Origin of the sequence: Humibacillus xanthopallidus (genome assembly GCF_044793955.1) — a bacterium.
Lineage (GTDB): Bacteria > Actinomycetota > Actinomycetes > Actinomycetales > Dermatophilaceae > Humibacillus > Humibacillus xanthopallidus_C.
Genome location: NZ_CP084995.1, coordinates 4,015,747 through 4,041,047 on the forward strand (window position 1 = coordinate 4,015,747; position 25,301 = coordinate 4,041,047).

The 25,301-nt window shown below is 70.5% G+C and carries 23 protein-coding genes, 3 tRNA genes and 1 pseudogene; 14 read left to right on the top strand and 13 right to left on the bottom strand.

Going from position 1 to position 25,301, the window contains the following annotated elements; all coding sequences use genetic code 11:
* Positions 1 to 20: 20 nt before the first annotated feature.
* The 6 genes from LG278_RS18125 to LG278_RS18150 all read left to right on the top strand — a co-directional run bounded on the left by LG278_RS18125 (position 21) and on the right by LG278_RS18150 (position 3,820).
* Positions 21 to 524 (top strand): RNA polymerase sigma factor, encoded by a 504-nt coding sequence (locus LG278_RS18125; RefSeq protein WP_404388922.1) that lies wholly within the window; start codon positions 21 to 23, stop codon positions 522 to 524.
* Complete coding sequence (locus LG278_RS18130; protein WP_404388923.1) at positions 521 to 1,426, top strand: hypothetical protein; 906 nt, start codon at positions 521 to 523, stop codon at positions 1,424 to 1,426. Before LG278_RS18125 ends, LG278_RS18130 begins: the two co-directional genes overlap by 4 nt.
* 55 nt (positions 1,427 to 1,481) lie before the next feature.
* Positions 1,482 to 2,528, top strand: coding sequence for a PHP domain-containing protein (locus LG278_RS18135; protein WP_404388924.1), 1,047 nt, complete (start codon positions 1,482 to 1,484; stop codon positions 2,526 to 2,528).
* A 71-nt stretch (positions 2,529 to 2,599) separates the two neighbouring features.
* Positions 2,600 to 2,672 (top strand) — tRNA-Glu (locus LG278_RS18140).
* 41 nt (positions 2,673 to 2,713) lie between these two features.
* Positions 2,714 to 2,787, top strand: a tRNA-Asp gene (locus LG278_RS18145).
* 61 nt (positions 2,788 to 2,848) lie between these two features.
* Positions 2,849 to 3,820, top strand: a complete 972-nt coding sequence (locus LG278_RS18150; RefSeq protein ID WP_404388925.1) for a D-2-hydroxyacid dehydrogenase family protein — start codon at positions 2,849 to 2,851, stop codon at positions 3,818 to 3,820.
* 292 nt (positions 3,821 to 4,112) lie between these two features.
* Here LG278_RS18150 and LG278_RS18155 read toward each other — a convergent pair whose 3' ends face one another.
* Positions 4,113 to 5,321: a PucR family transcriptional regulator gene (locus LG278_RS18155; RefSeq protein WP_404388926.1), complete on the bottom strand. Its 1,209-nt coding sequence runs from the start codon at positions 5,319 to 5,321 to the stop codon at positions 4,113 to 4,115.
* A 99-nt stretch (positions 5,322 to 5,420) separates the two neighbouring features.
* On the opposite strand from LG278_RS18155, the gene LG278_RS18160 reads away from it, so the two are divergent.
* Both LG278_RS18160 and LG278_RS18165 read left to right on the top strand, forming a co-directional pair.
* Entirely contained in the window at positions 5,421 to 6,503 is a 1,083-nt protein-coding gene (locus tag LG278_RS18160) for a ferredoxin reductase (RefSeq protein WP_404388927.1), read from the top strand.
* Positions 6,504 to 6,518: 15 nt separating this feature from the next.
* Positions 6,519 to 7,781 (top strand): fatty acid desaturase family protein, encoded by a 1,263-nt coding sequence (locus LG278_RS18165; protein WP_404388928.1) that lies wholly within the window; start codon positions 6,519 to 6,521, stop codon positions 7,779 to 7,781.
* Positions 7,782 to 7,975: 194 nt separating this feature from the next.
* Here LG278_RS18165 and LG278_RS18170 read toward each other — a convergent pair whose 3' ends face one another.
* Entirely contained in the window at positions 7,976 to 9,412 is a 1,437-nt protein-coding gene (locus LG278_RS18170) for a GuaB1 family IMP dehydrogenase-related protein (RefSeq protein WP_404388929.1), read from the bottom strand.
* A 99-nt stretch (positions 9,413 to 9,511) separates the two neighbouring features.
* On the opposite strand from LG278_RS18170, the gene LG278_RS18175 reads away from it, so the two are divergent.
* The 3 genes from LG278_RS18175 (at position 9,512) to LG278_RS18185 (ending at position 12,413) form a co-directional block, all read left to right on the top strand.
* Positions 9,512 to 10,585 carry a putative zinc-binding metallopeptidase gene (locus tag LG278_RS18175; RefSeq protein ID WP_404388930.1) on the top strand — a complete coding sequence of 358 codons (1,074 nt, stop codon included), beginning with the start codon at positions 9,512 to 9,514 and terminating at the stop codon, positions 10,583 to 10,585.
* A 143-nt stretch (positions 10,586 to 10,728) separates the two neighbouring features.
* Positions 10,729 to 11,790, top strand: a complete 1,062-nt coding sequence (locus LG278_RS18180) for a M12 family metallopeptidase (RefSeq protein WP_404388932.1) — start codon at positions 10,729 to 10,731, stop codon at positions 11,788 to 11,790.
* Between the two features lie 77 nt (positions 11,791 to 11,867).
* Positions 11,868 to 12,413, top strand: coding sequence for a hypothetical protein (locus tag LG278_RS18185; RefSeq protein WP_404388933.1), 546 nt, complete (start codon positions 11,868 to 11,870; stop codon positions 12,411 to 12,413).
* A gap of 148 nt (positions 12,414 to 12,561) precedes the next feature.
* Here the strand turns inward: LG278_RS18185 and LG278_RS18190 are convergent, their stop codons facing one another.
* Positions 12,562 to 13,140 carry a YceI family protein gene (locus LG278_RS18190; RefSeq protein ID WP_404388934.1) on the bottom strand — a complete coding sequence of 193 codons (579 nt, stop codon included), beginning with the start codon at positions 13,138 to 13,140 and terminating at the stop codon, positions 12,562 to 12,564.
* Positions 13,141 to 13,442: 302 nt separating this feature from the next.
* Between LG278_RS18190 and LG278_RS18195 the strand changes: the two genes are divergently transcribed.
* Positions 13,443 to 13,519 (top strand) — tRNA-Phe (locus tag LG278_RS18195).
* A 40-nt stretch (positions 13,520 to 13,559) separates the two neighbouring features.
* On the opposite strand, the gene LG278_RS18200 is transcribed toward LG278_RS18195, so the two are convergent.
* The 4 genes and pseudogenes from LG278_RS18200 to LG278_RS18215 form a co-directional block, all read right to left on the bottom strand.
* Entirely contained in the window at positions 13,560 to 14,210 is a 651-nt protein-coding gene (locus tag LG278_RS18200) for a hypothetical protein (RefSeq protein ID WP_404393736.1), read from the bottom strand.
* A gap of 333 nt (positions 14,211 to 14,543) precedes the next feature.
* Positions 14,544 to 14,747, bottom strand: a pseudogene (locus LG278_RS18205) (DUF4157 domain-containing protein); the annotation flags it as partial.
* Positions 14,748 to 14,957: 210 nt separating this feature from the next.
* Positions 14,958 to 15,758 carry an enoyl-CoA hydratase-related protein gene (locus LG278_RS18210; RefSeq protein WP_404388936.1) on the bottom strand — a complete coding sequence of 267 codons (801 nt, stop codon included), beginning with the start codon at positions 15,756 to 15,758 and terminating at the stop codon, positions 14,958 to 14,960.
* A gap of 129 nt (positions 15,759 to 15,887) precedes the next feature.
* On the bottom strand, positions 15,888 to 17,069 hold the full coding sequence (locus LG278_RS18215) for a thiolase family protein (protein ID WP_404388937.1): 1,182 nt from the start codon (positions 17,067 to 17,069) through the stop codon (positions 15,888 to 15,890).
* A 71-nt stretch (positions 17,070 to 17,140) separates the two neighbouring features.
* Between LG278_RS18215 and LG278_RS18220 the strand changes: the two genes are divergently transcribed.
* Both LG278_RS18220 and LG278_RS18225 read left to right on the top strand, forming a co-directional pair.
* Entirely contained in the window at positions 17,141 to 17,884 is a 744-nt protein-coding gene (locus tag LG278_RS18220) for an SDR family NAD(P)-dependent oxidoreductase (protein ID WP_404388938.1), read from the top strand.
* The gene (locus LG278_RS18225; RefSeq protein WP_404388939.1) at positions 17,881 to 18,291 is read left to right on the top strand and encodes a RidA family protein; all 411 of its coding nucleotides are present in this window, start codon (positions 17,881 to 17,883) and stop codon (positions 18,289 to 18,291) included. Before LG278_RS18220 ends, LG278_RS18225 begins: the two co-directional genes overlap by 4 nt.
* Before the next feature lie 115 nt (positions 18,292 to 18,406).
* On the opposite strand, the gene LG278_RS18230 is transcribed toward LG278_RS18225, so the two are convergent.
* The 6 genes from LG278_RS18230 to LG278_RS18255 all read right to left on the bottom strand — a co-directional run bounded on the left by LG278_RS18230 (position 18,407) and on the right by LG278_RS18255 (position 25,178).
* Positions 18,407 to 19,390 carry a helix-turn-helix domain-containing protein gene (locus LG278_RS18230; RefSeq protein WP_404388940.1) on the bottom strand — a complete coding sequence of 328 codons (984 nt, stop codon included), beginning with the start codon at positions 19,388 to 19,390 and terminating at the stop codon, positions 18,407 to 18,409.
* Between the two features lie 61 nt (positions 19,391 to 19,451).
* Positions 19,452 to 20,549, bottom strand: a complete 1,098-nt coding sequence (locus LG278_RS18235) for an LLM class flavin-dependent oxidoreductase (protein WP_404388941.1) — start codon at positions 20,547 to 20,549, stop codon at positions 19,452 to 19,454.
* Positions 20,550 to 20,560: 11 nt separating this feature from the next.
* Positions 20,561 to 21,127 (bottom strand): flavin reductase family protein, encoded by a 567-nt coding sequence (locus tag LG278_RS18240; protein ID WP_404388943.1) that lies wholly within the window; start codon positions 21,125 to 21,127, stop codon positions 20,561 to 20,563.
* A gap of 127 nt (positions 21,128 to 21,254) precedes the next feature.
* Positions 21,255 to 22,859: a phytoene desaturase family protein gene (locus LG278_RS18245; RefSeq protein WP_404388945.1), complete on the bottom strand. Its 1,605-nt coding sequence runs from the start codon at positions 22,857 to 22,859 to the stop codon at positions 21,255 to 21,257.
* Positions 22,856 to 24,361 (bottom strand): flavin-containing monooxygenase, encoded by a 1,506-nt coding sequence (locus tag LG278_RS18250; protein WP_404388946.1) that lies wholly within the window; start codon positions 24,359 to 24,361, stop codon positions 22,856 to 22,858. Before LG278_RS18250 ends, LG278_RS18245 begins: the two co-directional genes overlap by 4 nt.
* Before the next feature lies 1 nt (position 24,362).
* Positions 24,363 to 25,178 carry an SDR family oxidoreductase gene (locus LG278_RS18255; RefSeq protein ID WP_404388947.1) on the bottom strand — a complete coding sequence of 272 codons (816 nt, stop codon included), beginning with the start codon at positions 25,176 to 25,178 and terminating at the stop codon, positions 24,363 to 24,365.
* Between the last annotated feature and the right edge of the window lie 123 nt (positions 25,179 to 25,301).

A 25,301-nucleotide genomic window follows, 5' to 3' on the forward strand; every position in this document is an offset into this window, starting at 1 on the left:
ACGACACCGACAGGGAGCAGATGAGGCGCAGGGACGAAGCCGCCTTCCGCGCGTTCGTCGACGAGCGGCAGTCGCTGCTGCGCCGCCGCGCCTTCCTGCTCTGCGGCAACTGGGCCGACGGCGACGAGCTCGTGCAGGAGGCCCTCGCCCGGGTCTACGTCGCCTGGCCGCGCATCGCGACCGGCGCCGAGACGGCCTACACGAGACGCACGATGCTCAACCTCTACCTCAACGACCAGCGCAAGCGGAAGCGCGAGGTCCTCACCGACAGCCCGCCCGAGCCCGTGACCTCCGACCACGACCGCGAGCTCGCGATGACCCTCACCGCACTGCTCGCCGACCTGCCCGAGAAGCAGCGGGCCGTGCTCGTGCTCCGCTTCTGGGAGGACCTCACGGTGCCCCAGATCGCCGAGTGCACGGGGGTCGCCGAGGGCACGATCAAGAGCCACATCCACCGGGGCCTCGCGGCCCTGCGCGACCGGCTCGCCGAGCCACCGCTGACCGGGGCAGGAGCCGCGACATGACCGACGACCCGACCCGCCTGCCGACGCCCGAGCCTGACCAGCCCGAGGACGGCGGGCACCGACTGCGAAAGGTGCTGGGTGCCGTGGACGACCTCGAGCCCCCTCGTGACGACCTCTTCGTGCAGCGTGCGCTCCTGCGGGGACGGGCGCGCACCTCGCGCCGCCGCAACGCGGCGCTCGGCGCCGCGGCGGCCTTCGTGGTCGTCGGTGCGGTCGGTGGAGCCTGGGTCGTCGGGCAGCAGGGGGGTGCGAGCACGAGCGCCGGCTCGGCCGTGCAGGAGCGCGCCGTCGACAGCGCCGGCGGCGGGCAGGACCTAGAGACCGACAGCGGCGCCGTGCCGGGCCTGGCCCCGACGAGCCTGCCGACCGGCATACCGACGGGCACGGCTCTGCCGAGCGCGCCCCCCGACATGCCGGGCGCCCGCGACGGGTCGGCGTGGTTCACCGGGCCCGCGACGCCGCAGCGCACGGCCTTCGAGAGCATCGAGCCGCGCCTCACGTCGGAGTTCGCCGACGTCTTCGCCGGCGCCTACGCGGCCGGCGACGGGATGGGCCGCATCGTCGTCACCGTGACGCGCTCCGACCCCGCCCTCGAGGCCCTCGTCACCGGAGCGATGCCCTCGCCGGGTGACGCGGAGTTCGCGACCGTCGCCAACTCGTATGCCGTGAAGCGCGCCGTCGCCGACCAGATCGTCGCCGACGCCCCACAGTGGAGGGCCCAGGGTGTCGACATCACCGGGGTGCGCATCGACGCGCGCAGCGACCGCGTCGTCGTGGCCGCGGTCGAGGGGCTGTCGCCGGGAGTGCTCGCCCGGCACTACGGACCGGGGCTCGTCAGCGTGGAGGTAGCGGCCGACACGGGCAAGCTGCCGGACGGCACGATCTCGACGCCGCTGCGCTAAGTCGGGTCGCTGCTTCGCGCCGGGTGGCGTCGGCGGGGCTGGCTAGGCTGCCGCCATGGAGCAGCCGACCCCGCCGCAGGCGCCGATGAGCCCGCAGGAGGCGCTGCGACGCGTCTGCTTCCTGCTCGAGCGAGGCCGTGAGAGCAGCTATCGCGTCGACGCCTTCCGCAAGGCGAGCGAGGCCATCACGCTCATCTCCGAGGAGGAACTGCACGAGCGCGTCGAGGCCGGCACGCTCAAGCAGATCAAGGGGATCGGCGACTCGAGCGCCGCCATCATCGGCCAGGCGGTGCGCGGGGTGGTGCCGGCCTACCTCGCCTCCGTCGAGGAGAAGCACGGCGCACCGCTGACCACTGTCGGCGCCGAGCTCTATGCCGCCCTGCGCGGCGACCTGCACGCCCACTCCAACTGGAGCGACGGCGGCAGCCCGATCGAGGAGATGGTGCTCGCCGCCGTCGAGCTCGGCCAGGAGTGGATGGCCCTGACCGACCACTCCCCGCGGCTCACGATCGCCAATGGCCTGAGCCGCGAGCGCCTCACCGACCAGCTGGCGCGGGTCGAGGCGATCAACGCGAGCCTCGGCGACGCCTTCACCCTGCTCAAGGGCATCGAGGTCGACATCCACCTCGACGGCACCCTCGACCAGGACGACGACATGCTCGACCAGCTCGACGTCGTCACCGCCTCGATCCACTCCAAGCTGCGCCAGCCGTCGTTCGAGATGACGCCCCGCATGGTGGCCGCGGTGCGCAACCCGCACACCAACGTCCTCGCCCACTGCACGGGCCAGCTCGTCACGGGCGGCAGGGGCAAGCGGCCGCCGTCGCAGTTCGATGCCGAGAAGGTCTTCCGGGCCTGCCTCGAGCACGACGTCGCGGTCGAGATCAACTCCCGCCCCGAGCGGTGCGACCCGCCCGACGATCTCATCGAGCTCGCGCGCGACCTCGGCTGCCTCTTCACCATCGACTCCGACGCCCACGCGCCCGGCCAGCTCGACATGAAGTCGCTCGGCTGCGAGCGTGCCGAGCGCCTCGGCATCCCGGCCGAGCGCATCGTCACGACGTGGCCGGTCGACGACGTGCGAGCCTGGGCCAAGGGCTGATCGGGGCCGATTTGGTCGCGCGACCTCGCAGACCATATAGTTTCGACGTCCCAAACGGAATGGTCGGGCCGGTCCCCATCGTCTAGCGGCCTAGGACTCCGCCCTTTCACGGCGGCAGCACGGGTTCGAATCCCGTTGGGGATACGCAGTACAGTTCCACCCAGCACGACACGCACCACCAGTAAGGCCCCGTAGCGCAGTTGGTTAGCGCGCCGCCCTGTCACGGCGGAGGTCGCCGGTTCGAGCCCGGTCGGGGTCGCTTCACATGGAGGCGCCGCTCTCAGCGAGAGCGGCGCTTCTGTCGTCCTAGGGTGGGTCGCATGCGGATCGCGGTGCTCGACGACTACCAGGGCGTGGCCCTCAGCAGCGCCGACTGGTCCCCGGTGACCTCACGCGTCGACAGCGCCGGCACGGGCGAGACGTGCCCGGTGGACGTCTTCCGTGACCACGTCAGCGAGCCCGCCGCCCTGATCGAGCGGCTCGCCCCCTACGACGCCGTCGTCGTCATGCGCGAGCGCACGCCACTGCCCGCCGCGGTGCTCGGCCGCCTCCCCCGGCTGCGGCTCGTCGTCACGACCGGGCGGCGCAACTCCAGCATCGACCTCGACGCGGCCGCGAGCGCCGGCATCACCGTGTGCGGCACGGAGAGCCGCGCCACGGCCCCCGCCGAGCTGACGTGGGCCCTCGTGCTCGGGCTGGCGCGCCACCTCGTCACCGAGGCGACGGCGGTGCGCACCGGTGGCTGGCAGACGACGGTCGGCACCGACCTCGCCGGCCGCACCCTTGGGCTGCTCGGGCTCGGGCGCATCGGCAGCCAGGTGGCTGCCGTCGGCCGCGCCTTCGGCATGGACGTCGTCGCGTGGAGCCCCCACCTCACCGACGAGCGCGCGGCCGCCGCGGGGGCCCGGGCCGTGGCGCTGGACGACCTCCTCGCCGACTCGCACGTCGTCTCGATCCACCTCGTGCTCGGCGAGAGCACCCGTGGGCTGCTCTCGCACCGCGAGCTCGGCCTCATGCGCCTCGACGCGCTGCTCGTCAACACCTCGCGGGGGCCGATCATCGACGAGCCCGCCCTGCTCGCGGCCCTCGAGCGCGGGCACCTCGGCGGCGTCGGTCTCGACGTCTTCGACGAGGAGCCGCTGCCGGCCGACCACCCGCTGCGCACGGCTCCCCGCACCCTGCTGACGCCCCACCTCGGCTATGTCACCGAGGACGTCTACGCGACGTTCTTCGCGGGCGTGGTCGACGACATCGTCGCCTACCTCGACGGCACCCCGATCCGCGTCCTCTGACAGAGGTCGCGTCACGTCGAGTGCCCAGTTCCCCACGGGCGTATGCGTGTCCGGAGGTGGCCACTCGACGTGCACTCGCGTCGAGTGCCCGATTCTCACGGCGTACGCGCGTCGGAAACTGCCCACTCGACGTTGGGTTGCGTCGAGTGCCCATTTCCCCACGGCGCACGCGCGTCCGAAACTGCACACTCGACGTGCCCTCGCGTCGAGTGGGCAGTTTCCACCGGACGAGTTGGGGCCGCCCCGGGTTTGCGCGTTGGGAAGTGAGCACTCGACGTTGGGTTTGCAGTGGTCAGCGGTGGCCGGCGCGGAGCACGAGCTCGAGCTCGAAGCGGGCCTCCGGGTCGTCGAGGTCGTTGCCGAAGATCTGCCTCAGCTGGTTGACGCGATAGCCCACGGTCTGCTGGTGGACGAAGAGCTCCTCGGCGATCGGCGCGCGCTGCCCCTGGTGACGGAGCCACGACAGGAGAGTCTCGGTGAGCCGCTCCCGCACGAGCGGCCGCAGGTCGTCGAGCGGTGCGAGGCGGCGACGTGCGAGGTCGTCGGTCGCGAGCGGCTCGGCGCGCACGATGAGCTCGGCGAGGTGGTCCTCGACCCAGACTGCCGCCCCTATGTCACCGTCAGCGCCCGACGTGGCGCCCGCGTCAGGGCTCGCGCCGATGCCGTGCGCCCCTGCCGAGGTCGCGAGCTGGAGCGACTCGCCCGCCCGCTGCCACGGCCGCGGTGGCCCGACGACCGCCCGGCGTCCGGCGAGCGCCCGGTCGAGCTGCCGCCGGCGCCGGACGGTCGAGGTGGCCGGGAAGACGACGACGACGTCGGTGCCCCGCTCGGCCACCAGCGCCTCGGGTCCGAGGGCGGCGCGCAAGCCATCGACGTGCGGGAAGGGCACGAGGGCGACGACGACCGACTCAGGCAGGGTCCAGCCGACGGCCGCAGCAAGGCGCGCGGGGCCCCCGTCGCTGGAGTCACCGCGCAGGAGCATCTCGAGCAGCTCGGCCCGCACCCGCTGCTGCTCCCCCGCGCGCTCCGACTGCTCCTGGGCATAGCCCTGGGCGCTCGCGGCCGAGATCTCGTCGATGTAGGCGAAGAGCGACTCGCCGAGCGCGAGCAGCACGTCGGGCGGCATCTGTGACACGTCGACGAGCCTTGAGATGGCCCGGAAGGTGACGCGGGCGCCGTAGCGGTAGGCAGCCAGCAGCGACTCGAGACTGCGCCCCGAGCGCACCTCGCCGCGGCCCAGGCTCTCGTAGATCCACTTGCCGTCGGGCGACAGCGCCTCGAGGCGGGTCCCCGGCAGGTCGAGGAAGCGGTGCATGGCCACCGTGACGCCCTGGCGCACGCCCTGCCCGAAGCGACCCTCCATCGGCATCGCATAGACGGGCACGTCGCGCGGGATGCCCTCGATGATGGCCTCGACGATGTCGCGCACGACCGGGCGGAGCGCAGTGGTGATTTCCGCCGGCAGATACAACCACGGGGGGTCTGACGTGGTCTGGACCACAGCGCGCACCTAATTTCTGTCGTCAAACAACAGTTTCTTGGCCCAAAGAGTACGCCGTGCCCCAAGATATAGGGGGCCTGCGGGCGCAATCATGGTGGTATGGCCCAGATCAGAGTGCTCCGGCGTATGGCGTCGATCCTGACGACCCCGCTGGCACCCGAGGACATCCTCGGCCTGATCAACCCGCTGTCGTCGTCGCGCCAGCTGCGCGGCGTCGTGACGAAGGTCGTGCGCGAGACGTCCGACTCGACGACCATCCACTTCCGGCCCGGGCGCGGCTGGAACCCCCACGCGGCCGGCCAGTGGGCCCGAATCGGCGTCGAGATCGACGGGGTGCGCCACTGGCGCAGCTACTCCCTCTCGGCCGCTGTCGGCCACGACCCCGCCATCACCGTCACCGCCATGGGCGTCGTGTCGACGGCGCTCGCCCGCAGCACCAAGGTCGGCGACATCCTCTTCCTCGACACCCCACAGGGCGACTTCGTGCTTCCCGAGCACCCGCTGCCGCTGCTCATGCTGACCGCGGGCAGCGGACTCACGCCGGTCATGTCGATGATCCGCACCCTCGTGCCCCGCCGCCCGGACGCAGACGTCGTGCTCATCCACTCGGCCCGCACTCCCGACGACGCGCTCTTCCACGACGAGCTGCTCGAGCTGGCCGACCAGTTCCCCGGGCTGACGGTCAAGCACTGGTTCACCCGGGACTCCGGCACCGGCGCGCCCGCCCGCCGTCTCGACCTCGGAGACCCCGCCGACCTCGAGACGCTCTGCCCCGACTGGCGCGACCGTGCGGCATACGCCTGCGGTCCGGCCGACTTCCTCGACGCCGCGACCGAGCTGTGGCAGCGCGACGGCAGCGACGCCACCCACGCCAACCTGACGATCGAGCGCTTCGCCCCCGCCCTGCTCCCCGGGAGCGGCGGCGAGGGCGGCCTCGTGACCTTCGAGAAATCCGACAAGGAGGTGGAGGTCGCTGGCGACGTCCCCCTCCTCGACGCCGGCGAGGAATGCGGCGTCGTCATGCCGAGCGGATGCCGCATGGGCATCTGCCGGAGCTGCCTCATCCCGCTCGTCGCCGGCAAGGTGCGCGACCTGCGCACCGGCGAGGTGCACGGTGACGAGGGCGAGCTCATCCAGACCTGCGTCAACGCTGCAGCCGGCCCCGTCCACCTGGACATCTGAGATAGGACCCCAGACATGACCACGACCGTGAACAGGCCCACCATTCAAGCCGATTCGCCCTCGCAGGCGTCTGATACGACGACGGCGATCCGGCCGAAGAAGCCGATCCTCGCCACCACCGGCCACCCGGTGGCCCGCCCGCGCGCGGCCGCGCACCTCAGCGACGCGCAGGTCGAGCAGCTCGGCCAGGAGCTCGACGCCATCCGCGACCGCATCATCGCCTCGCGCGGCGCCGCGGACGCGGCCTACATCCGTCGCGTCATCAAGGTGCAGCGCACGCTCGAGATCGCCGGCCGCGCCACCCTGATGCTGTCGAAGAAGAAGACCGCCTTCGTCGCCGGCACGGCCATGCTCTCCGTCGCCAAGATCCTCGAGAACATGGAGATCGGGCACAACGTGCTCCACGGCCAGTGGGACTGGATGCGCGACCCCGACATCCACTCCACGACGTGGGAGTGGGACTTCGTCACGCCGGCTGCGGCGTGGAAGCACACGCACAACGACCTGCACCACACGTGGACCAACGTGCTGGGCAAGGACAAGGACGTGGGCTACTCGACGCTGCGCATGGCCGACGACCAGCCGTGGCAGCCCTACAACATCTTCAACCCGGCCATCAACCTCGTGCTCGCGCCCTTCTTCGAGTGGGGCATCGCGGCCTACGACCTCGAGCTCGAGGCCTGGCAGCAGGGCGAGAAGTCCACCGATGAGCTCAAGGTCAGCCTCAAGGCCCTCGGGCGCAAGGTCGTCACGCAGTTCACCAAGGACTACGTCGCCACCCCCGCGGCCGCCGCCGTCTTCGGCTCCGGCAAGCAGGCGCTCATCGGCACCTTCACGGCCAACGCGATCCGCAACGTCTGGGCGCACTCCGTCATCTTCTGCGGTCACTTCCCCGACGGCGTCGACACCTTCTCCGAGGAGGAGATCGAGGGCGAGACGCGCGGCGACTGGTACATCCGCCAGATGCTCGGCTCGGCCAACATCTCGGGCAGCAAGGCCCTGCACCTGATGACCGGAAACCTCAGCCACCAGATCGAGCACCACTGCTTCCCCGACCTGCCGAGCAACCGCTACCACGAGGTCGCCGTCGAGCTGCGCGAGATCTGCGAGCGCTACGGCCTGCCCTACACGACCGGCCCGATGCACCGTCAGGTCGGCCAGGCGTGGGCCAAGGTCTTCCGCCTCGCGCTTCCGCCCAAGGGCGAGCGTGGCCGGCTGATCGGCCGTGGCACGCCCAAGGCACCCGTCAACGCCGCGCCTCCCATCCCCGCCAGCTGACCCGATCGAAAGAGCAATCCGCCGCCGTCAAGCGGTGCGGCACCCGCACGCTCACCCGGCGGACTGCTCTTTCGATCACAGAGAAGGCCAGCGGCTGGGAAGGGCGCACCCCAGCCCAACCGATCGAGAGAGCAATCCGCCGCAGTCGCGCCGTACGTCACCGGCGCGCTGACCCCGGCGGATTGCTCTTTCGATCACCAGGAGGTGTGCAGGGGGCGCCCTTCGGCGAAGCCGGCCGTGCTCTGGAGCCCGACGATCGCCCGCTCGTGGAACTCCTCGAGAGTGCGCGCACCGGCATACGTGCAGCTGCTGCGCAGCCCCGCGATGATCTCGTCGATGACGTCCTCGACGGAGGGGCGTGCGGGGTCGACATACATGCGGGCCGAGCTGATGCCCTCCTCGAAGAGCGACTTGCGGGCCCGGTCGTAGGCCGTGTCACTGGCCGTGCGCCCGCGCACCGCGCGGGAGCTCGCCATGCCGAAGGACTCCTTGTACTGCTTCCCGTCGTTGTCGGTGTAGAGGTCACCGGGCGACTCGAGCGTGCCGGCAAACCAAGAGCCGATCATGACGTTGCTGGCACCTGCGGCGAGCGCGAGGGCGACGTCACGCGGGTGGCGCACCCCGCCGTCGGCCCAGACGTGCTTGCCGAGCTCCCTTGCGGCAGTGGAGCACTCGAGCACGGCTGAGAACTGGGGGCGCCCCACCGCCGTCATCATGCGGGTCGTGCACATGGCGCCGGGGCCGACCCCCACCTTGACGATGTCGGCGCCGGCCTCGATGAGCTCGCGCGTGCCGGCGGCGGAGACGACGTTGCCCGCGACGACCGGCACCGAGGGCGACAGGGCCCGCACTGCGCGCAGGGCGTCGAGCATCTTGTCCTGGTGGCCGTGGGCCGTGTCGATGACGAGCACGTCGGCGCCGGCGTCGAGCACCTCGGCGGCCTTGGCGGCGACGTCGCCGTTGATGCCGACGGCCGCGGCGACCCGGAGCTGCCCCGAGGCGTCGACCGCAGGGTCGTAGAGACCGGCCCGCAGCGCACCGCCGCGGGTGAGGATGCCGACGAGCTCGCCCTGCGCCGACACGACCGGTGCCACCCGGCGGCGGGCGGTGAGCAGCCGTTCGAAGGCCTCCTGCGGCTCGATGTCGTCGGGCAGGACGACCATCTCCTGGCCCATGACGTCCTTGACCTGCGTGAAGCGGTCGACGCCGGTGAGGTCCTTCTCGGTGACGATGCCGACCGGCTTGGTGCCGTCGACGACGATGGCGGCGCCGTGGGCGCGCTTTTGCAGCAGGACGAGGGCCTCACCCGCGGTCAGGTGGCGCTCGAGCGTGATCGCGGTGTCGTGCACGAGGTGGCGCTGCTTGACCCAGCCGATGACGTCGCGCACGACCTCGAGCGGGATGTCCTGCGGGATGACGGTGATGCCACCGCGCCGGGCCACCGTCTCGGCCATCCGCCGACCCGCGATGGCGGTCATGTTCGCGACGACGAGGGGGATCGTCGTGCCCGACCCGTCGACGGTCGAGAGGTCGACGTCGAGGCGGCTCGTCACCGACGAGCGGCTCGGCACCATGAAGACGTCGTCGTAGGTGAGGTCGAGCTGGGGCTGGAGACCGTTGAGGAACTGCACGAGCGCTGAGTCTACGTCGCACCCCTGATCTCACCCGCTGTGCCGTTCACCTCGCTGCCGTTCACCTCGACGAAACGCGGGTCTCCTACTCTCGACCGGGTGAGAGCCTTTGCGTGCGCGGTCTGCTCGAGCCTGCTGGGCTTCGAGAACTCGGTGTGTGTCACCTGCGGCACCGACCAGGGCTTCTCGATGCCCCGGATGGCGCTCGTGCCGGTGCCGACGGACGGGTCGGTGGTGGCGTGCGCCAACCTCGGACCGGTCGGGTGCCAGTGGCTCGTCGACCGTCCGGGCCAGCTGTGCCTGTCGTGCCGGCTGACCCGCAAGCGCCCCAACGACGCCGACTCCGAGGGCCTCGCGGCGTGGGCCAAGACCGAGTCGGCCAAGCGCCGGCTCATCTACCAGCTGCTCGACCTCGTGCTGCCGGTCGTCTCCCTCGACGACGACCCGGCGGGGGTCGCCTTCGAGCTGCTCTCGAGCCGGGACGAGTCCGTCATCACCGGGCACGCCGACGGCGTCGTGACGATCGACCTCGCCGAGGGCAACGACGCCAAGCTCGAGGCGATGCGCCTGCAGATGGGCGAGGCCTACCGCACGATGCTCGGCCACCTGCGCCACGAGACCGGCCACTACTACTGGCAGGTGCTCGTGCAGGCCGCGGTGCCCGAGACCGGCTGGATCCGCGACGACGGCTCGCGCCGGGCGTGGGAGCGGGGCGAGGACTCGCTTGCCGCCTTCCGCGAGCTCTTCGGTGACGAGCGCGCCGACTACGCCCAGTCGCTCGAGAAGCACTACGACGACGGCCCGCCCGCGGACTGGCGCACCGAGCACGTCAGCGAGTACGCCACATCCCACCCGTGGGAGGACTGGGCCGAGACCTTCGCGCACTACCTGCACATCACCGACTCGATCCAGACCGCGGCCGCCTACGGGCTCGTCGTCGAGGGCGCCGATGTCGTCGACGCCAAGGCGCAGCACCTACACACGCGGCCCGTTGAGGTGCCGAGCGAGCTGCCGACGGTGGAGGCACTGATCGCGCACTGGCTGCCGCTGTCCTACGCCCTCAACGCCTCCAACCGAAGCATGGGCCACGACGACCTCTACCCCTTCGTGCTCAGTGAGACGGTCATCGCGAAGCTCGCCTTCGTGCACGACCTCGTGCGCCGCACCGGCTGAGTGCTGTCCCCGCCCCGCGGGGAGCGAGGGGTATGCCGGGTGGCCGGCCGGACGGCATACCGTCGATTTACCTGTGGCGAGGTCGCGACGCGAGGACCATGGGAGGAGGCGCATCCTCGCGCCCCGCTTCCAAGGGGGACGTCATGGCAGACACGACACGAGAGACCACCGACCAGGGCACGACGGACGCTGCTCCGCACGTGTGCTTCGACCGGATCCTGCCGCAGAACCTCATGCGGCCCCATCGGCGCGAGAGGGGGGAGGACGGCGCCGACCGCGCGATATCGCCGATCGGCAAGGCCTGGCCCAACGGCTCGCGACTGACGGTCAGCTTCACCGGCGGCACTGCGGCAGAACGCAATACGGCGCGAGCAGAGGCGCTGTGGTGGGAGCAGGCCTGCAACCTCAGCTTCGACTTCGGCGACCACATCGCGGCCGACCTGCGCATCACCTTCGACCAGAGTGACGGCGCCTGGTCCTACGTCGGCACCGACTGCAAGAGCATCCCCGCCGACGAGGCGACGATGAACCTCGGCTTCCTCGACGGCGGCACGGCGGGGCACGAGTTCGGGCACGCCATCGGGCTCGCGCACGAGCACTCGAACCCGGCGGGCGGCATCCAGTGGAACGAGCCGGTCGTCATCGCGGCCCTCGCGAAGCCGCCGAACCGGTGGGACGAGGCGCGGGTGCGGCACAACGTCTTCCGGAAGTATGCGGTCGACCAGATCAAGGGGACACAGTTCGACCCCGACTCGATCATGCTCTACGCCTTCCCGGCGGCGTGGACGCTCAACGGCATCGCAACCCACGCCAACGACGTGCTCTCGAACCTCGACAAGGCGTTCGTCTCAGGCGCCGGGATGTATCCGCGCACGGCACCCGTCGTCAGCGACGCCCCGACGATCGTCGTCGACGGGCCCAAGGTGTCGGGCGCGATCGGCGCGCCGGGCGAGGAGGACCTCTACACCTTCGACGTGGCCGACGACGGGCTCTTCGAGCTCTACACGCGAGGGACGACGGACGTCTACCTCAAGCTCTACGGGCCCGACAGCCCGACGGCGCTCATCGCGGAGGACGACGACAGCGGCTACGGGCGCAACGCGAAGATCCGTCGCGCGCTGACGCCGGGGCGCTACCTCGCCCAGGTGCGGCACTACACGCGCGCCGGGACCGGGAGCTACACGATCCGGGTGCGGCAGGTCTGACGCGGTGTTTCGGTGAGCGGTGTTCGTCCACGGCGAACACCGTTGACCTTCGCGTGTCGCTGAGTAATGATGATTACATGATTACTCATGAAGCACAGGAGCGGGTGCGCGGCTGGTTCGTCGGCCGCCTGCCCGAGGAATGGCGCGGCGAGGCTGCGGCAGGGGCCGAGGGGTCGGGGCCCGAGGTCACGGTGGACCGCGAGGAGATCACGGTCGTGCTGACCATCGGCGACGTCGACCTGCCCGACGGCACGAGCGACGCCGAGCGCGCCGAGGCGAGGGCGGGTCGGGCCAAGGCGTTCCGCGAGGACACCCGCGGCCGCCGGATCGAGATCGCCCGGGAGGCCGAGCACCGCTTCGATCGCAAGGTGTCGTGGGCGGTGCGCGTCGGTGACCGCACCGAGCTCTTCACCCACGTGGCCGCACCGGCGATGACGCGCCTGCGCCAGCCGGAGCGGCTCGTGCTCGACACGCTCGTCGACGCCGGCGTCGCCCGGTCACGAGCGGATGCACTCGCCTGGTGCGTCAAGCTCGTCGGTCAGCACGAGGGCGACTGGCTGAGCGAGCTGCGTGACGCGATGGCGCACGTCGCCGACGTGCGGAGCAAGGGGCCGGCCGCCTGAGCTCGCCTTCTCGGCCTGTGACCTGAGCGCCCTTGGGGTGCAGGCGGTCGCGGGGCCGGCCACACGGCATACCTCCACGGTGCCGTGGCACATGACGGAGGGCCGACCTGTGACGGGTCGGCCCTCTGCTGTCTGTGCGGTGCCGGACTCAGCCCTCTGGCTGGGCGCCCTCGTCGCTGCCGCGCTTGATCGCGGAGATCTCGAACTCGAGCGAGATCTTCTCGGAGACGAGCATGCCGCCGGCGTCGAGCGGCATGTTCCACTCGAGGCCGAAGTCGCGGCGGTTGATGCGGCGCGAGCCCTCGAAGCCGGCGCGCAGGGCACCGAAGGCGTCGGTCTGCACGCCCATCAGCTCGAGCGGGATCGTCACAGGCTTGGTGATGTCGCGGATTGTGAGATCGCCGGAGACGACGAAGGCGTTGTCCTCGACCTCCTCGATCTGGGTGCTGACGAAGCGGATGTCGGGCCACTGCTCGACGTCGAAGAAGTCGGCGCTGCGCAGGTGGTCGTCGCGCTGCTGGTTGCGCGTGTCGACGCTGGCCGCCTTGAGCGTCAGCTCTGCGTAGGACTTGTCCATGTCGTCGAGGTCGGCGTAGAAGCGACCCGTCACGTCGTTGAACGAGCCGCGGACGGTCGTGACCATGGCGTGCCGCGCAGAGAATCCGATGCGGGTGTGGGCCGGGTCGAAGTCCCAGTCCCCACTCAGTGCGGAAACGTTGTCGGTCATGCGGTCACTCCCCTGCTCTGCGATGTCGGCGATGTGCATTCTGTCATGGGGGTGGTTGGTTGAACATTCCATGACCGCGTTCGGTCACGTCGGGCGTGACGACGCGTATGCCGTCTGCAGCCTCTCGCACGCAGAGGCGGGGCGCACCCCCAGCTGCGGGCTGGTGACGGGGAGCGCGCCTGGGCTGCTCTGGGTGAGGAGTGCGGCGGGCGCGCCGTGCGGGCGGAGGCTGGCACGGCTCCATGTCGTGGGCGTTTGCGAGATGGACTGTGGGGTCGGCTATAGTTCCAGTCGTTGTGCCCGGCCAGGTAGCTCAGTTGGTACGAGCGTCCGACTGAAAATCGGAAGGTCGGCGGTTCGACCCCGCCCCTGGCCACCAGATCCACTCCTCGCGCCGCAGCTGCGTCCGTGAGCAGCGTTCAGGGCTTCTTCGGCGCGGTGGGTGCCGCCGCAGGGACCGTCGCAGTCACACCGGTCTTCTTGGAGAGATCCGCAACGAACGTGGATCCTGGTCGATCGGAGATCCGACGTCGGAACCAGAGGATGAACTTCATCCTGTCGCTGTTCTTTGCGCCGGGAGCAGCCGTGTCCGAGAGCCCTTTATAGAAGGTGTCCAGCGCGGTGATCGTCGACTCCCGCTGAGGGAACTTGCCGGCGCCGTCGGCCTTCTCGGAGTCGTAGTATCCGATGAGCGGAGACCACTGGTTGCCGAAGGACTTGATGAAGTAGTTGAGGAAGCTGTCCGTCCACACCTCCAGCTCGCCGGCGGACGGCTTCTTGGAGTGGTACAGCTCGTGGTCTGCATACAGGGCGACGTCCTGCGGGGAGCCCGACTTGAGCACCTTCGGACCCAGGATGCAGTACTGCGCGCTCGGACCCGGACCGAACGTGTGCCCGGCGACGTCGCCGACGGGATTGCCATTGGTCTTCTTCTTGCCGGTCAGTCGCACGTCGAAGTTGATCGTGGGGGCGAGTGCGTAGTCCGCGCGGTCGAGCTTGTCGAGAGACGTGGTGCCCGCCTCCTTGACCGTGTAGGCGGCACCGAGGGCCTCCTGCGTCAGGGCGGTCATGGCCGTGCTCTTCCTGACCAGGTCTGGCTCGGCCTGCGCGTCTGTGACGCGCTGATCCCAGGTCTTCACCGGAGCGGCTGGGGCGTTCGTGGGGGCCGTCGTGGGCTGGGGCCCCGCGTCGGTCGTCGGCGGTGTGCCGAGCTTGGGTTGCCGCGCAGGGTGGCCCGGCGGTGTCGCAGGCTGCGCGACCCTCGATCTCCGCCCCTGAGACACGGCCTCACCGGCGAGCTCTGCGGCAGCGTGCGCATCAACAGGTGCACCGCGCGTCGGCTGACCGCCCTCCTGCTGGATCACGTGGGCCAGCTCGTGACCGATCAGGTGATCGCCGTCTCGCGTGCCCGGTCGATACTCGCCGGGCGCGAAGAAGATGTCTCGACCGATGGTCGCTGCCCGGGCGCCGAGGTCATCGGTCAGCCTCTGGCCCTCGCGATCGGAATGGACACGCACGTGCGCGAAGTCGTGGTCGAGCAACCTCGACGCACGTTCGGCGGTCGCCTCGGGCAGCCTCATGCCACTGGCGGACGTCGCGGAGGACATGGAGGACGTGGGTGTCTGCTCCGCAGTGCGTGCATGGACGGGCACCACGTCGTCTCCTTCGGGCTGTCCTGCTGCTTCATCGTCGACCCGCCCACCGACCCACGTCAACGTTGCCGCGGACGACGCAACCCGCCCGAGGGCGTGGCGGCACCGCGGTGACGAGAGGGGTGGAAGCAGGGTCGCCCCTCTCGCTCGAGCTGGTCGGCGGTGTCAGCGATAGGGGGAGAAGTCCGGCGGGCGCTTCTCGGCGAAGGCCTTGGCCCCCTCCATCCCCTCGTCGGAGTGCACGAACAGGTCCAGCCCCGCGAAGGCGACGTTACCGAGCCCCGCGAGGTGGTCCGTGTCAGCGTTGAAGGAGTGCTTGAGGAATCGGATAGCGGTCGGTGAGTAGGACGCGATCTTGCGGGCGTACTCGCGGGCCTTGTCGAGCAGCTCGTCCGGCGGCACGACGTCGTTGACCAGGCCCCAGCGCTCGGCCGTCTCCGCATCGTAGAGATCGAGCAGAAACCAGATCTGCCGCGCGCGCTTCTCGCCGACAACCCTTGCCAGGTAGGCGGATCCGTAGCCAGCATCGAAGGAACCGACCCGCGGGCCGGCCTGCCCGAAGCGGGCGGTGGACGACGCGACCGACAGGTCGCAGAGCACGTGCAGCACGTGACCGCCACCGACCGCGACGCCGTTGACCGCCGCGATGACCGGCTTGGGCAGGTCGCGGATCAGCTGGTGCAGCGCCTGGATCTCGAAGAGCCCGGACTCGGTCTCGCCGTAGTGCCCGGTCTCGGCGCGCTCCTTGACGTCGCCACCCGCGCAGAAAGCCTTCTCGCCAGCCCCGGTGAGGATGACGGCTGCGACCCGCTTGTCAGCCCACGCGGTCTTGAAGGCCGCGATCAGCTCGTCGACCGTCCGCCCCCGGAAGCTGTTGTAGCGGTCTGGGCGGTTGATCGTGATGATCGCGTAGGCGTCCTCCTCGACCACGTAGGTGATGTCGGTGAACTCTTCGGGCTTGATCACGTCGCTCTCCTTCTGCTTCGGCGGGCTGTCTCTCGTGCGGCGGGCTGTCTCTGCTTCGGCGGGCGGTGCGTGAGGAGGGAGTATGACGCTGCGCCCGCTCGGCGGCATACGTCATGGTCGGTCTGTGCCTCAGTCCACACGCATCAGGACCGCTTGGCCGAGGCCGACCCCGATGCAGGCGGCGGCGACGCCGATCCCACCACCGCGGCGTTTCAGCTCGCGGCACAGGTCGACGATCACGCGCGGCGCGGAGGCCCCGAGCGGGTGGCCGATGGCGATCGCTCCACCGTTGACATTCACCCGGTCACGGTCGACGTCGGGCATCTCCGACAACGTGCTCAACACCATCGCGGCGAAGGCTTCGTTGATCTCCCAGAGATCAATGTCCCTGTGCGACAGACCTGCGCGTGACAGGAGCTTCGCGATCGCGGGCACCGGGGCGACCGCGAAGCGCTCAGGCGACACCGCCACGGTGGCGGACCCGATGATGGTCCCGAGGGGATCGACCCCGAGCTCGTCCGCCAGCTCGCGCGTGCCGACGAAGCTGGCGAGCGCGCCGTCGTTGATCGGCGACGCGTTGGCGGCGGTGACGCTGCCCTCGGGCGTGAAGGCCGGCCGCACCCGTCCCAGCGACTCGACGGTGCTCTCCGGTCGCAGGCTCTCGTCGCGCGTGAGGTCACCGACGGGGAGCACGAATCCCTCGTGCTTGCCGGCGTCGTAGGCGGCGGCCACTCGCTGGTGCGAGCGGGCAGCCCACTCGTCCTGCTCGGCTCGACCGATCCCCTTCTCCTCGGCGATGCGCTGGGCGCACTCCCCGAGCGAGCGGGTCCACTCGTCAGGGAACTGCGGGTTGACCATGCGCCAGCCGACCGTCGTCTGCTGGAGCTGCATCTGGCGCGGCAGGGCCTCGTCCGGTTTCTGCAGCACGTAGGGCGCGCGGCTCATCCCCTCCACCCCTCCGGCGACGACGAGGTCGGCGTCGCCCGTGGCAACGGCGCGGCCGGCCTGGATGAGCGCCTCGCCACCCGAGGCGCACAGGCGGTTGAGGGTCACGCCGGGGACGCTCACCGGCAGGCCCGCGAGCAGGCCGGCCATGCGGGCGACGTTGCGGTTCTCCTCGCCGGCGCCGTTGGTGTTGCCGTAGTAGACGTCCTCGATCCGGGCGGGGTCGAGGCCGGGGTGACGGGAGACGAGCTCGCGCAAGGGCAGCGCCGCGAGGTCGTCGGTGCGGATCCCGGACAGCCCACCGCGGTTCTTGCCGAAGACGGTGCGCACGGCATCGATGATGACGGCTTCACGTAGCTGGTTCATATATCGCAATCTTGACGGTCGTAACGGAAAGATGGCAAGGTCAAGCCGTGCCTGACTCCCAAACTATGCCCGTGGCGCTCGTCACGGGGGCCGGCCGTGGCATCGGGCGCAGTGTCGCCTCCCGCCTCAGCGCGACGGGTCACCGCGTCGCCCTGACGGCCCGCGGCGTCGAGGACCTCGAGGCGACGGCGGCGCAGTGCCCCGGCGAGACGCTCGTGCTCCCCGGCGACATCACCGACCCCGCGTTCGTCGACCGGCTCTACGCCGACGTCGAGGCCGCGTGGGGCCCCGTCTCGGTCCTCGTCGCCAACGCCGGCGCGGGAGTGTCGGCCTCCGTCGTGCGCACCACCGACGAGGACTGGCAGCGGATGCTCGACCTCAACCTCACAGCGCCCTTCCGCTGCCTCCGGCGGGCGCTGCCCGCGATGGTCGAGCGGGGCCACGGGAGGGTCGTCGTCATCGCATCGGTGGCCGCCAAGATCGGCGAGCCCTACATCAGTGCCTACACGGCGAGCAAGCACGGCGTGCTCGGCCTCGTGCGGTCCGCCGCCGCCGAGGTGGCGACCAAGGGCGTGACGGTCAACGCAGTCTGCCCGGGCTATGTCGACACCCCGATGACCGACGCGACGGTGCGCAGCATCGTCGCGAAGACCGGGCGCACCGAGCAGGAGGCCCGCACCGCCCTCGAGGCCAAGCAGCCGATCGGACGGCTCATCACGCCCGACGAAGTGGCCGACACCGTGCTGCTCTGCGTGACCAACGGAGCCATCACCGGCCAGGGCATCAACGTCGACGGAGGAGCCGTCCCCTCATGACCACCCCATCGCATCTCGAATACGTCAACCCCCCGGAGCTCGGCAAGCCGAGTGGCTTCAGCCACGCGGTGAGTGGAGTCGGACGGCAGGTCTTCCTCGCCGGGCAGACCGCCCTGGGTCCCGAGGGCGTCATCGTCGGCGACACCGTCGTCGAGCAGTTTGAGACGGCGCTGACCTCGTTGCTCGTGGCGCTGCGCGCCGCCGGCGGCGGCCCCGAGCACCTCGCCAGCCTGACGATCTACATCGTCGACATGGACGACTACAAGGCCAACGCCCGCGAGATCGGTCGGGTCTGGAAGCGGCTCATCGGCGCGAACTACCCGGCGATGGCGGGGATCGGCGTCTCCCGGCTCTGGGACCAGGAGGCGCTCGTCGAGGTGCAGGGACATGCCGTCGTCCCTGCCTGATGGGCAGGTCTCGGGGGTCTGACGGGCACGTCCCGGGGGTCGTGCACTCCACGCGGATCGGCCGTATGCCGCAGAGTCACATCGCGCTCGCGGGTGGCGTGGGCGCCCGCGACCGTTACCCGACGTGTCGGAGCCGGGCCTCTGAGGGGGCCACACCGTAGCGTCGTCGGTAGAGCGCCGCGAAGCGGCCCATGTGGGTGAAGCCGACCTCGGTCGCGATGCTCGTCACCGTGCGGTCGGTTGACGACGCAAGGAGCAAGTGGTGCGCCCGGTCCAGACGCGCCTGCACGACGTAGTCGCCGGGGCTGCACCCGTGCACCTCGTGGAAGACCTTCTGAAGGTGGCGGACCGACAGGCCGACGCCCGCCGCCCACCGCGCCATCGTCACCGGCTCGGTGAGCTGCTCCTGCAGCCACTGGACCGCACGGTCGGCGTGCTCGGCTGCTGGGGACCGCGAGGCTTGGCCCTCGAGGTGGCGGGCCGCGTCCGTCGGCAGCTCGAGCAGCAACGAGGTCAGCAACACCTCCTCGAGCACGCCTGCCTGCCGGTCCCAGGCCGTCGGCGCAGCACGCAACACCCGGGCAGCGTGCTGCCAGGCCGAGTCGATGAGGCCTCGGGCCTCCGGTCGCGCCGGCCCGCTGCCGACCCTCACCCGGGGCACGTCCACCCCACCGGAGAGGGCCCTGAGGTGCCGGGTCAGGCTGTCCGTGCTCGCGGTGATCACGACGGCGCCACGCGCCGGGGAGGGCAGCATCGTCGTGAAGTCGTCCGGGGCCAGCAGGAAGCCACCCGTCCGCACGGACGGCGGTCGGCCGCCGATGCTGACGCCCATCGGTCCGAGTGGCACGGTCCAGCAGACCAGCGACCCCGTGGGTGCGGCCACGACTCGCGCCGGTGCGCCATAGCGGACGAACGCGAGGTGCACGTCACCCAGCCGAGCCCCGGTCGCGAGCCCGTCGAGCGCCCCGGTGAGCGGCTCGACCTCGTGCTGGACCGACATCGAGCGCATCGCGTCGCGCAGCTCCGTCGGCGACGCACTGGCGCGGGCCAAGGGCCCGGCCAGCGGCGCCTCTTGATCCGCCTGTGTGACGACCGTCATGACCTGACGATAGCCACGACCGCTTCCGGCGAACAGGGTTTCGGTCAACGTGCGACCCGGCTCACCTCGGTGCGCGCAGTCCCTTCGCCTCGAGCCGGGGCATGACCTCCTGGGCGAAGTACTCGAGCTCACCGACATAGTCGACGAAGGCCAGCGTCATGCCGCCGAAGCCCGCCTTGGCGTAGCGCTCGATCTCGTCGGCGACGTCGTCGGGTGAGCCGATGAGCGGGCAGGTGCCGTGACCGGCAGCGAAGCGCGACCGGAACATCTCGAGCATCTCCGGCGTGAAGGACTGCGCGTGCAGCCCCTGGAGCCGCATCAGGTTGTCCACGGCGTCCCAGTCGGCATTCTCGTCGGCGTAGTAGTGCAGGTACTCCTCGGCCTCCTTCGCCGTCGGACGACAGACCACGTGCGAGGGCGTCATGACGCCGGTCGTGCGGCCCTTGGCCGCCGCATCTGCCTTCACCGTGTCGACGACCTGCGCGCCGTCCTCGGGACCCGCGACGATGGTGAACACGAAATCGGCGTTGCGGGCGGCATACTCCCGTCCTTGTTTGCTGGACCCGGCGTTGAGGATCGGCAGGCGCCCCGCGGCCGGCTTCGGCACGGACTCCACCCCCTGGAGGTTCCAGAAGCGGCCCGGAAGGTCGGTGCGCTCACCGGGCGCCCAGAGCGTCGTGACGACGTCGATCCACTCCTGGGCGAGGGCGTAGCGGGAGTCGTGGTCCTGGGGGAGGTCCACGCCCATGGCCCGATACTCGGGCTCGTTCCATCCCGCGACGACATTGAGGCCGATGCGTCCCGGTGCCATCTGGTCGATGGTGGCCAGCTGCTTCGCCGTGACGGCGGGGTGGTTGAAGGCCGTGTGGATCGTCGTGAAGACGTTGAGCCGCGACGTGTTCGACAGCAGTCCGGCGGCCCACGGGACCGGCTCGAGGACGCTCTCGTGGAAGTTCGTCGCGCCGCCGTAGCCGATCCACCGCGCGATCGGGAGCATGAAGTCGATGCCGACCTCGTCGGCGAGCCGGCCGAGCCGCAGGTTGTCCTGCCACGAGGCGCTCCACCGCTCCGGGACCGTCGTGACGGCGAGTCCGCCAGAGCAGTTCGAGGAGAACAATCCAAGTCGGAAGTCCGTGGTGTCAAGGATGGGAATGCTCATGGCGGTGCCTCTCACAGTGCTTTCAACAACGGGGTGGTGGGTGCGACGCTGGGGCGAGGCAGCGTCGTGACGGCCTGGGACGCGGTGTGCAGCTCGACCAGCTCGCCCAGGGTGCGCGGCTGCCCGGCGTGAAAGAGCAGTGCGGAGACGGGCCCGTCCTCGACCTCGATCACCTCAGCGATGAGGTAGGTGTGGTCGCCGGCCTCGACCTGCTTCCACATCTGGCACTCGAGCCGCACGGACGCCTCGCTGATCAGCGGCATGCCGAACGGACCCGGCTCCCAGTTGAGCCCGTCGAACTTGTCGCCACCGCTGCGAGCGAAGCGCTTGACGAGGTCGGACTGGCCCTCGCTGACCACGTGCACGACGTAGCCGGGGGCCTCGACCCACTCGTCGTAGCGGGTGGACCGCACGTCGACGCACCATCCGACGAGCGGCGGGTCGAGCGAGACGGAGTGGAAGCTGTTGACCGCCTTGCCGAGCGGCACCCCGTCACGCCCGGCCGTGGTGATCACGGCGACGCCGGTGGTCCAGCGCGAGAGCAGCCGGCGCAGTGTCTGCGGGTCCTTGTGGTCCACGGTCGCACCTCCTTGAGGCACAACTGTGACGGTCGTCAGGGAAGCGCGACTAGCCAGAATGCGCCAGACGGTGTCCGGATCGCGTCCTGATCACGCTCGCGACCGGGCCAGGGCACTCTCGAGGGGGTCAGCGGGTGAGACGCTCGCGCAGCGAGGCGAAGCGTCCCTCCCGCGCACCGATGAGCGACTGGGCGACCAGGTGTCCCGAGCCGCCGCCGAGACCCGGCCCCGGGTGGGTGGCCGCACCGATGTGCCACACCCCGGGCACGGCGGTCCGGTGCCGCGACGTCGTGGGGCCCGGGCGCCACACGAGGTTCTGGTCGAGCTCGGCTGACCCGCAGTAGGGGTCGCCGTCGACGCAGTTGACGTTGGCGCGGGTCAGGTCGACGGGCGTCAGCGCCTTCCACTCGAGCACGCTCACCCTGGTCCCGGGCGCCTGCTCCTCGACGAGGTCGAGCACCCGGTCGACGTAGCCCTGCGTCAGCTCGGGTGTCCATCCGCCTGCCGTGTCGAGCTCGCCGCGCGAGTCCCCGGTCGGCGCGAAGGGAACCTCCTGCAGCTGCAGCCAGAGCATCCCGGCACCGTCGGGGCACCGCGTCGGGTCGAGCAGCTGCTGTTGCCCGACGACGACGGTCGGCCGGGTCGGCAGCACGCCGGCCTCGGCCTGGGCACACGCGATCCCCGTCGACCCCGAACCGTCGGAGAGGTGAACGAGCGGTATGCCGCTGAGCGCGGTCTCGCTCCATTCGAGCGGTTTCGACAGGGCGACGTGCACCTGCATCGCGCCGCGGCCGTAGCGGTACTGCCGAGCCTCCGTCCGCGCCTGCGCCGGGGCGTCGGCGAGCAGCTCGTCGTAGAGCGCGGTGGGGGTCACGGAGGCGAGGACCGCCCGGTCGGCCCGGATCGTCTCGCCGCCGACCACGACACCGGTGGCGCGCCCACCGGTCACGACGATGCGGTCCACGGGGGCGCCGAGCCGGATGTCGACCCCACGCTCGCGGAGCAGTGCCTCGAAGGCGCCGACGAAGTTGCGCTGTCCGCCGACGACCACCGGCAGACCGGCGCCGTGCAGCGTCCCGGCGAAGAGCGGGATCATCAGGCCGCCGCTCGCACTGTCCGGCGCGAGCCCGGCGTGCAGCAGCCAGGGTGCCCAGAGGTGGTCGACCTCGCGGCCCTCGAAGTGGCGGGCGGTCCAGCGCCGCCCGCTCGCTGCCGTGTCGCGGGCCCAGCCCTCGAGCCGCGCCTGCCGCCCGCGCCGGGCGAGCGTCGCCAGCGGCCTGAGCGCCGTCAGCGCGCGCAGCTCCGTCCCGAGCAGGGCGCCGATGACGTCGATGTCCGCGCCGAGCCGACCGAGCATCTCCCCGTAGGCTGCCCGGTCGGCGTCGATCGCAAAGGCCGTCATCGTCGCCTCCGGGTCCCGGTGGGCCACGACATGACGACCATCGCGGTCCACCGACGCGGTCACCGCCCCGTCCGTGTTGGCGTAGGCGAGCCCGTGACGAGCGAGATCGTCACCGAGGGCGGCATACGCCCCTCCCGTGACGAACAACGGGTGCCACGACGAGAACGTGTCGTGCACGAAGCCCGGGCGGGTCAGCTCGTCGGAGGCCATGAAACCGCCGAGTCGGTCGTTGCGCTCGACCAGGCAGACCGACCAGCCGGCCCCGGCCAGCTCAGCCGCCGCGACGAGCCCGTTGATCCCCGCACCGATGACGACGACGTCGTGGCTCACCTGCTGAGCCTCTCATGCTGCTCTCGCCGCTCGAGCAGCTTCGTCGTGATCTGCCGGTAGTCCGACGGGCGCACCGGCATCAGCCACTCGCGCCGGCGGATCGAGTCCGGGATGGTGATGCCGATCTCCTCGAGCGTCTCGTCGATGTTGTGCATCGAGAAGGGGATCAGGTTGGTGCCGCGTGCGTGGTGACCCTCGGTGCGCTCCTCCATCCACCGCAGCCGGGCCGCGACCTGGCGGCGCCGCTCCTCGACCGGGGGCAGGTTGCTCGCCCCCATCAGGTGGTTGGCGATCCACAGCGCGGCGACCTCCGCCGATAGAGGCGAGAAGAAGGAGGAGTTGTAGCCGCAGAAGGCGAGGCCCGGCACGTCGTGCGGGAGGATGAAGCGGTAGAGCTCGAAGTTGCCGCGCTCGTCGGTGATCCGGTGCTGCACGTCCTCGGACAGGAAGGGCACTCCTTGCTGCCAGCCGGTGCCGGCGATGACGACGTCGGCCGGGACTGTCGTGCCGGTGGACAGCTGCGCCACCGTCCGCCCGTCCTCCACGCCGAGACGCGCGATCTGCGCATCGCGCAGCACGTTGAGCTCTCCCTTGTCGACCTTCTCGAAGAAGCCGTCCGTCGTCAGGCTCACCGTGCTGCGGCCGATCCGCTCGAAGTCGCCCTGGGGCACGAGTCCGTGCTTCTCGAGCTTGAGCTGCTTCGTCGCCACCGACTGGAGCGAGCCGAGCATGCCGTTGCGCACGCCCTTGCCCTTGCCGTGCATGAACTTCTCCAGGCCCTTGAGCTCCTGGTACTCGAAGAGCGCCTCGCCCGTGCGCGTGAGCATGAGGTATTTGAAGTTGAGCACTCCCTGGATCTTCTTGGGCATCTTCCAGATCAGCTGACGGGCAACGACCGTGGTGCTCTTGGCCGACGCGGTGATGGCGGCCGCGATGTCGCACGAGGACTTGCCGTAGCCCACGACCAGCACGTCCTTGCCCTTGACGTCCGCGAGGTCGTGGACCTCGCTCGGCGCGCAGACCCGCCCGCCTGCTGCGGTGAACTCCTCCGCCCCTTCATAGGCAGGGATGCTCGGCTGCGAGAAGATGCCGTTCGCGACGACGACGTAGTCCACCTCGTCGGCGTGCTCGGCGCCCGACTCGTCCTTCGACCGCACCGTCCAGCGCGGCTCCTCGCCCGACTCGTCGAGCTCGGCGGCCACGACCTCCGTGCCCAGACGCAGCTTGTCCTGGAGACCGAAACTAGCGGCATACGACTCGAGGTACTGCTGCACCTGCTCACCGCTCGGCCACTCCGGGTAGCTCTTGGGCATCGGCAGGTCGGACAGGTGGTAAGTGCCCTTGTCGTTCTGCGTGGACAGGCCCGGGTAGCGGCGGGTCCGACTCCACACCCCGCCGACGTCGGGTGCCTTCTCGTAGATCGTCACGTCGTGCCCGAACTGGCCGAGCACCTTGCCCGCGGCCAGGCCGGCGAACCCCGCTCCGATGATCGCGATCTTCATGTCACTCGCCGTTCTCGGGGTTGGTGTCGGGGATCAGCTGCGGGATGGCGGGCACGGCCTGCTCCGGCCCCATGGCCGAGTAGCCGCCGTCTGCCGCCCAGTCCGCGCCGGTGACGACGGAGGCGTCGTCGGAGACAAGGAAGGCGACCACCCGGCCGACCTCGAGCGGGTCGCCGGCGCGGCCGGTGAGGTGGAACGGTGCGGCCACGGCGTCGGTGCGCTCGCGGTTGCCCTCGCTGAGGGTGTCCATGATCTTCGACCAGGTCCAGCCCGGGCTGACCGAGTTGACCCGGATCCCGTCGCCGGCGAGGTCCATCGCCATCGAGCGGGTGATCTGCACGAGGGCCGCCTTGCACGCCGGGTAGACCCAGCGGCCGGTCTGGGCAACCTTGCTCGAGATCGAGGTGAAGTTGACGACGGCGCCGTGGCCGCTCGCCGACAGGGCGGCGCGAGCCGCCTTGGTCATCATGACGGCGCTCGCCACGTTGACGTCGAAGGCCTCGAGCCAGCGGGCCCGATCGGTGTCGGCACCGTCGTCGAGGTAGGTGCACGCGAGGTTGACGAGGATGTCGAGCCCGCCGCGATCCGAGGTGGTGTGCGCGACGAGCCGCTCGATCGCGCCGTCATCGGTGATGTCCACTGCTGCGACGTGCACCCGACCGCCCAGCTCGTCGGCGATCTGCTGCGCACCCTCGGTGTCGATGTCGGCGACGACGACCGTCGCGCCCTGCTCATGCAGGGCTCGGACGACCCCGTGCCCGACGAGGGTGGCCCCGCCGGTGACGATCGCCACCCGCCCATCCAGTGAACCGCTCATCCGTGACTCCTTCGTGACGGCCGTGCGTCGTCCGCGTCTGTGCAGTCGATGAGCCCGACGCTAGGAACTGCGCGGGCGCGTGGCTATCCGATTTGCGAGGACGGTATGCCGCATTCCTGCCGA

Bases quoted from the DNA above. Each gene is read 5' to 3' on its own strand.
- LG278_RS18230 (WP_404388940.1), bottom strand. From the start codon at position 19,390: ATGACGGTCGTCACACAGGCGGATCAAGAGGCGCCGCTGGCCGGGCCC.
- LG278_RS18250 (WP_404388946.1), bottom strand. From the start codon at position 24,361: ATGAAGATCGCGATCATCGGAGCGGGGTTCGCCGGCCTGGCCGCGGGC.
- LG278_RS18215 (WP_404388937.1), bottom strand. From the start codon at position 17,069: ATGAACCAGCTACGTGAAGCCGTCATCATCGATGCCGTGCGCACCGTC.
- LG278_RS18190 (WP_404388934.1), bottom strand. From the start codon at position 13,140: ATGACCGACAACGTTTCCGCACTGAGTGGGGACTGGGACTTCGACCCG.
- LG278_RS18200 (WP_404393736.1), bottom strand. From the start codon at position 14,210: ATGACCGCCCTGACGCAGGAGGCCCTCGGTGCCGCCTACACGGTCAAG.
- LG278_RS18180 (WP_404388932.1), top strand. From the start codon at position 10,729: ATGGCAGACACGACACGAGAGACCACCGACCAGGGCACGACGGACGCT.
- LG278_RS18185 (WP_404388933.1), top strand. From the start codon at position 11,868: ATGATTACTCATGAAGCACAGGAGCGGGTGCGCGGCTGGTTCGTCGGC.
- LG278_RS18135 (WP_404388924.1), top strand. From the start codon at position 1,482: ATGGAGCAGCCGACCCCGCCGCAGGCGCCGATGAGCCCGCAGGAGGCG.
- LG278_RS18225 (WP_404388939.1), top strand. From the start codon at position 17,881: ATGACCACCCCATCGCATCTCGAATACGTCAACCCCCCGGAGCTCGGC.
- LG278_RS18165 (WP_404388928.1), top strand. From the start codon at position 6,519: ATGACCACGACCGTGAACAGGCCCACCATTCAAGCCGATTCGCCCTCG.
- LG278_RS18255 (WP_404388947.1), bottom strand. From the start codon at position 25,178: ATGAGCGGTTCACTGGATGGGCGGGTGGCGATCGTCACCGGCGGGGCC.
- LG278_RS18130 (WP_404388923.1), top strand. From the start codon at position 521: ATGACCGACGACCCGACCCGCCTGCCGACGCCCGAGCCTGACCAGCCC.
- LG278_RS18160 (WP_404388927.1), top strand. From the start codon at position 5,421: ATGGCCCAGATCAGAGTGCTCCGGCGTATGGCGTCGATCCTGACGACC.
- LG278_RS18150 (WP_404388925.1), top strand. From the start codon at position 2,849: ATGCGGATCGCGGTGCTCGACGACTACCAGGGCGTGGCCCTCAGCAGC.
- LG278_RS18125 (WP_404388922.1), top strand. From the start codon at position 21: ATGAGGCGCAGGGACGAAGCCGCCTTCCGCGCGTTCGTCGACGAGCGG.
- LG278_RS18235 (WP_404388941.1), bottom strand. From the start codon at position 20,549: ATGAGCATTCCCATCCTTGACACCACGGACTTCCGACTTGGATTGTTC.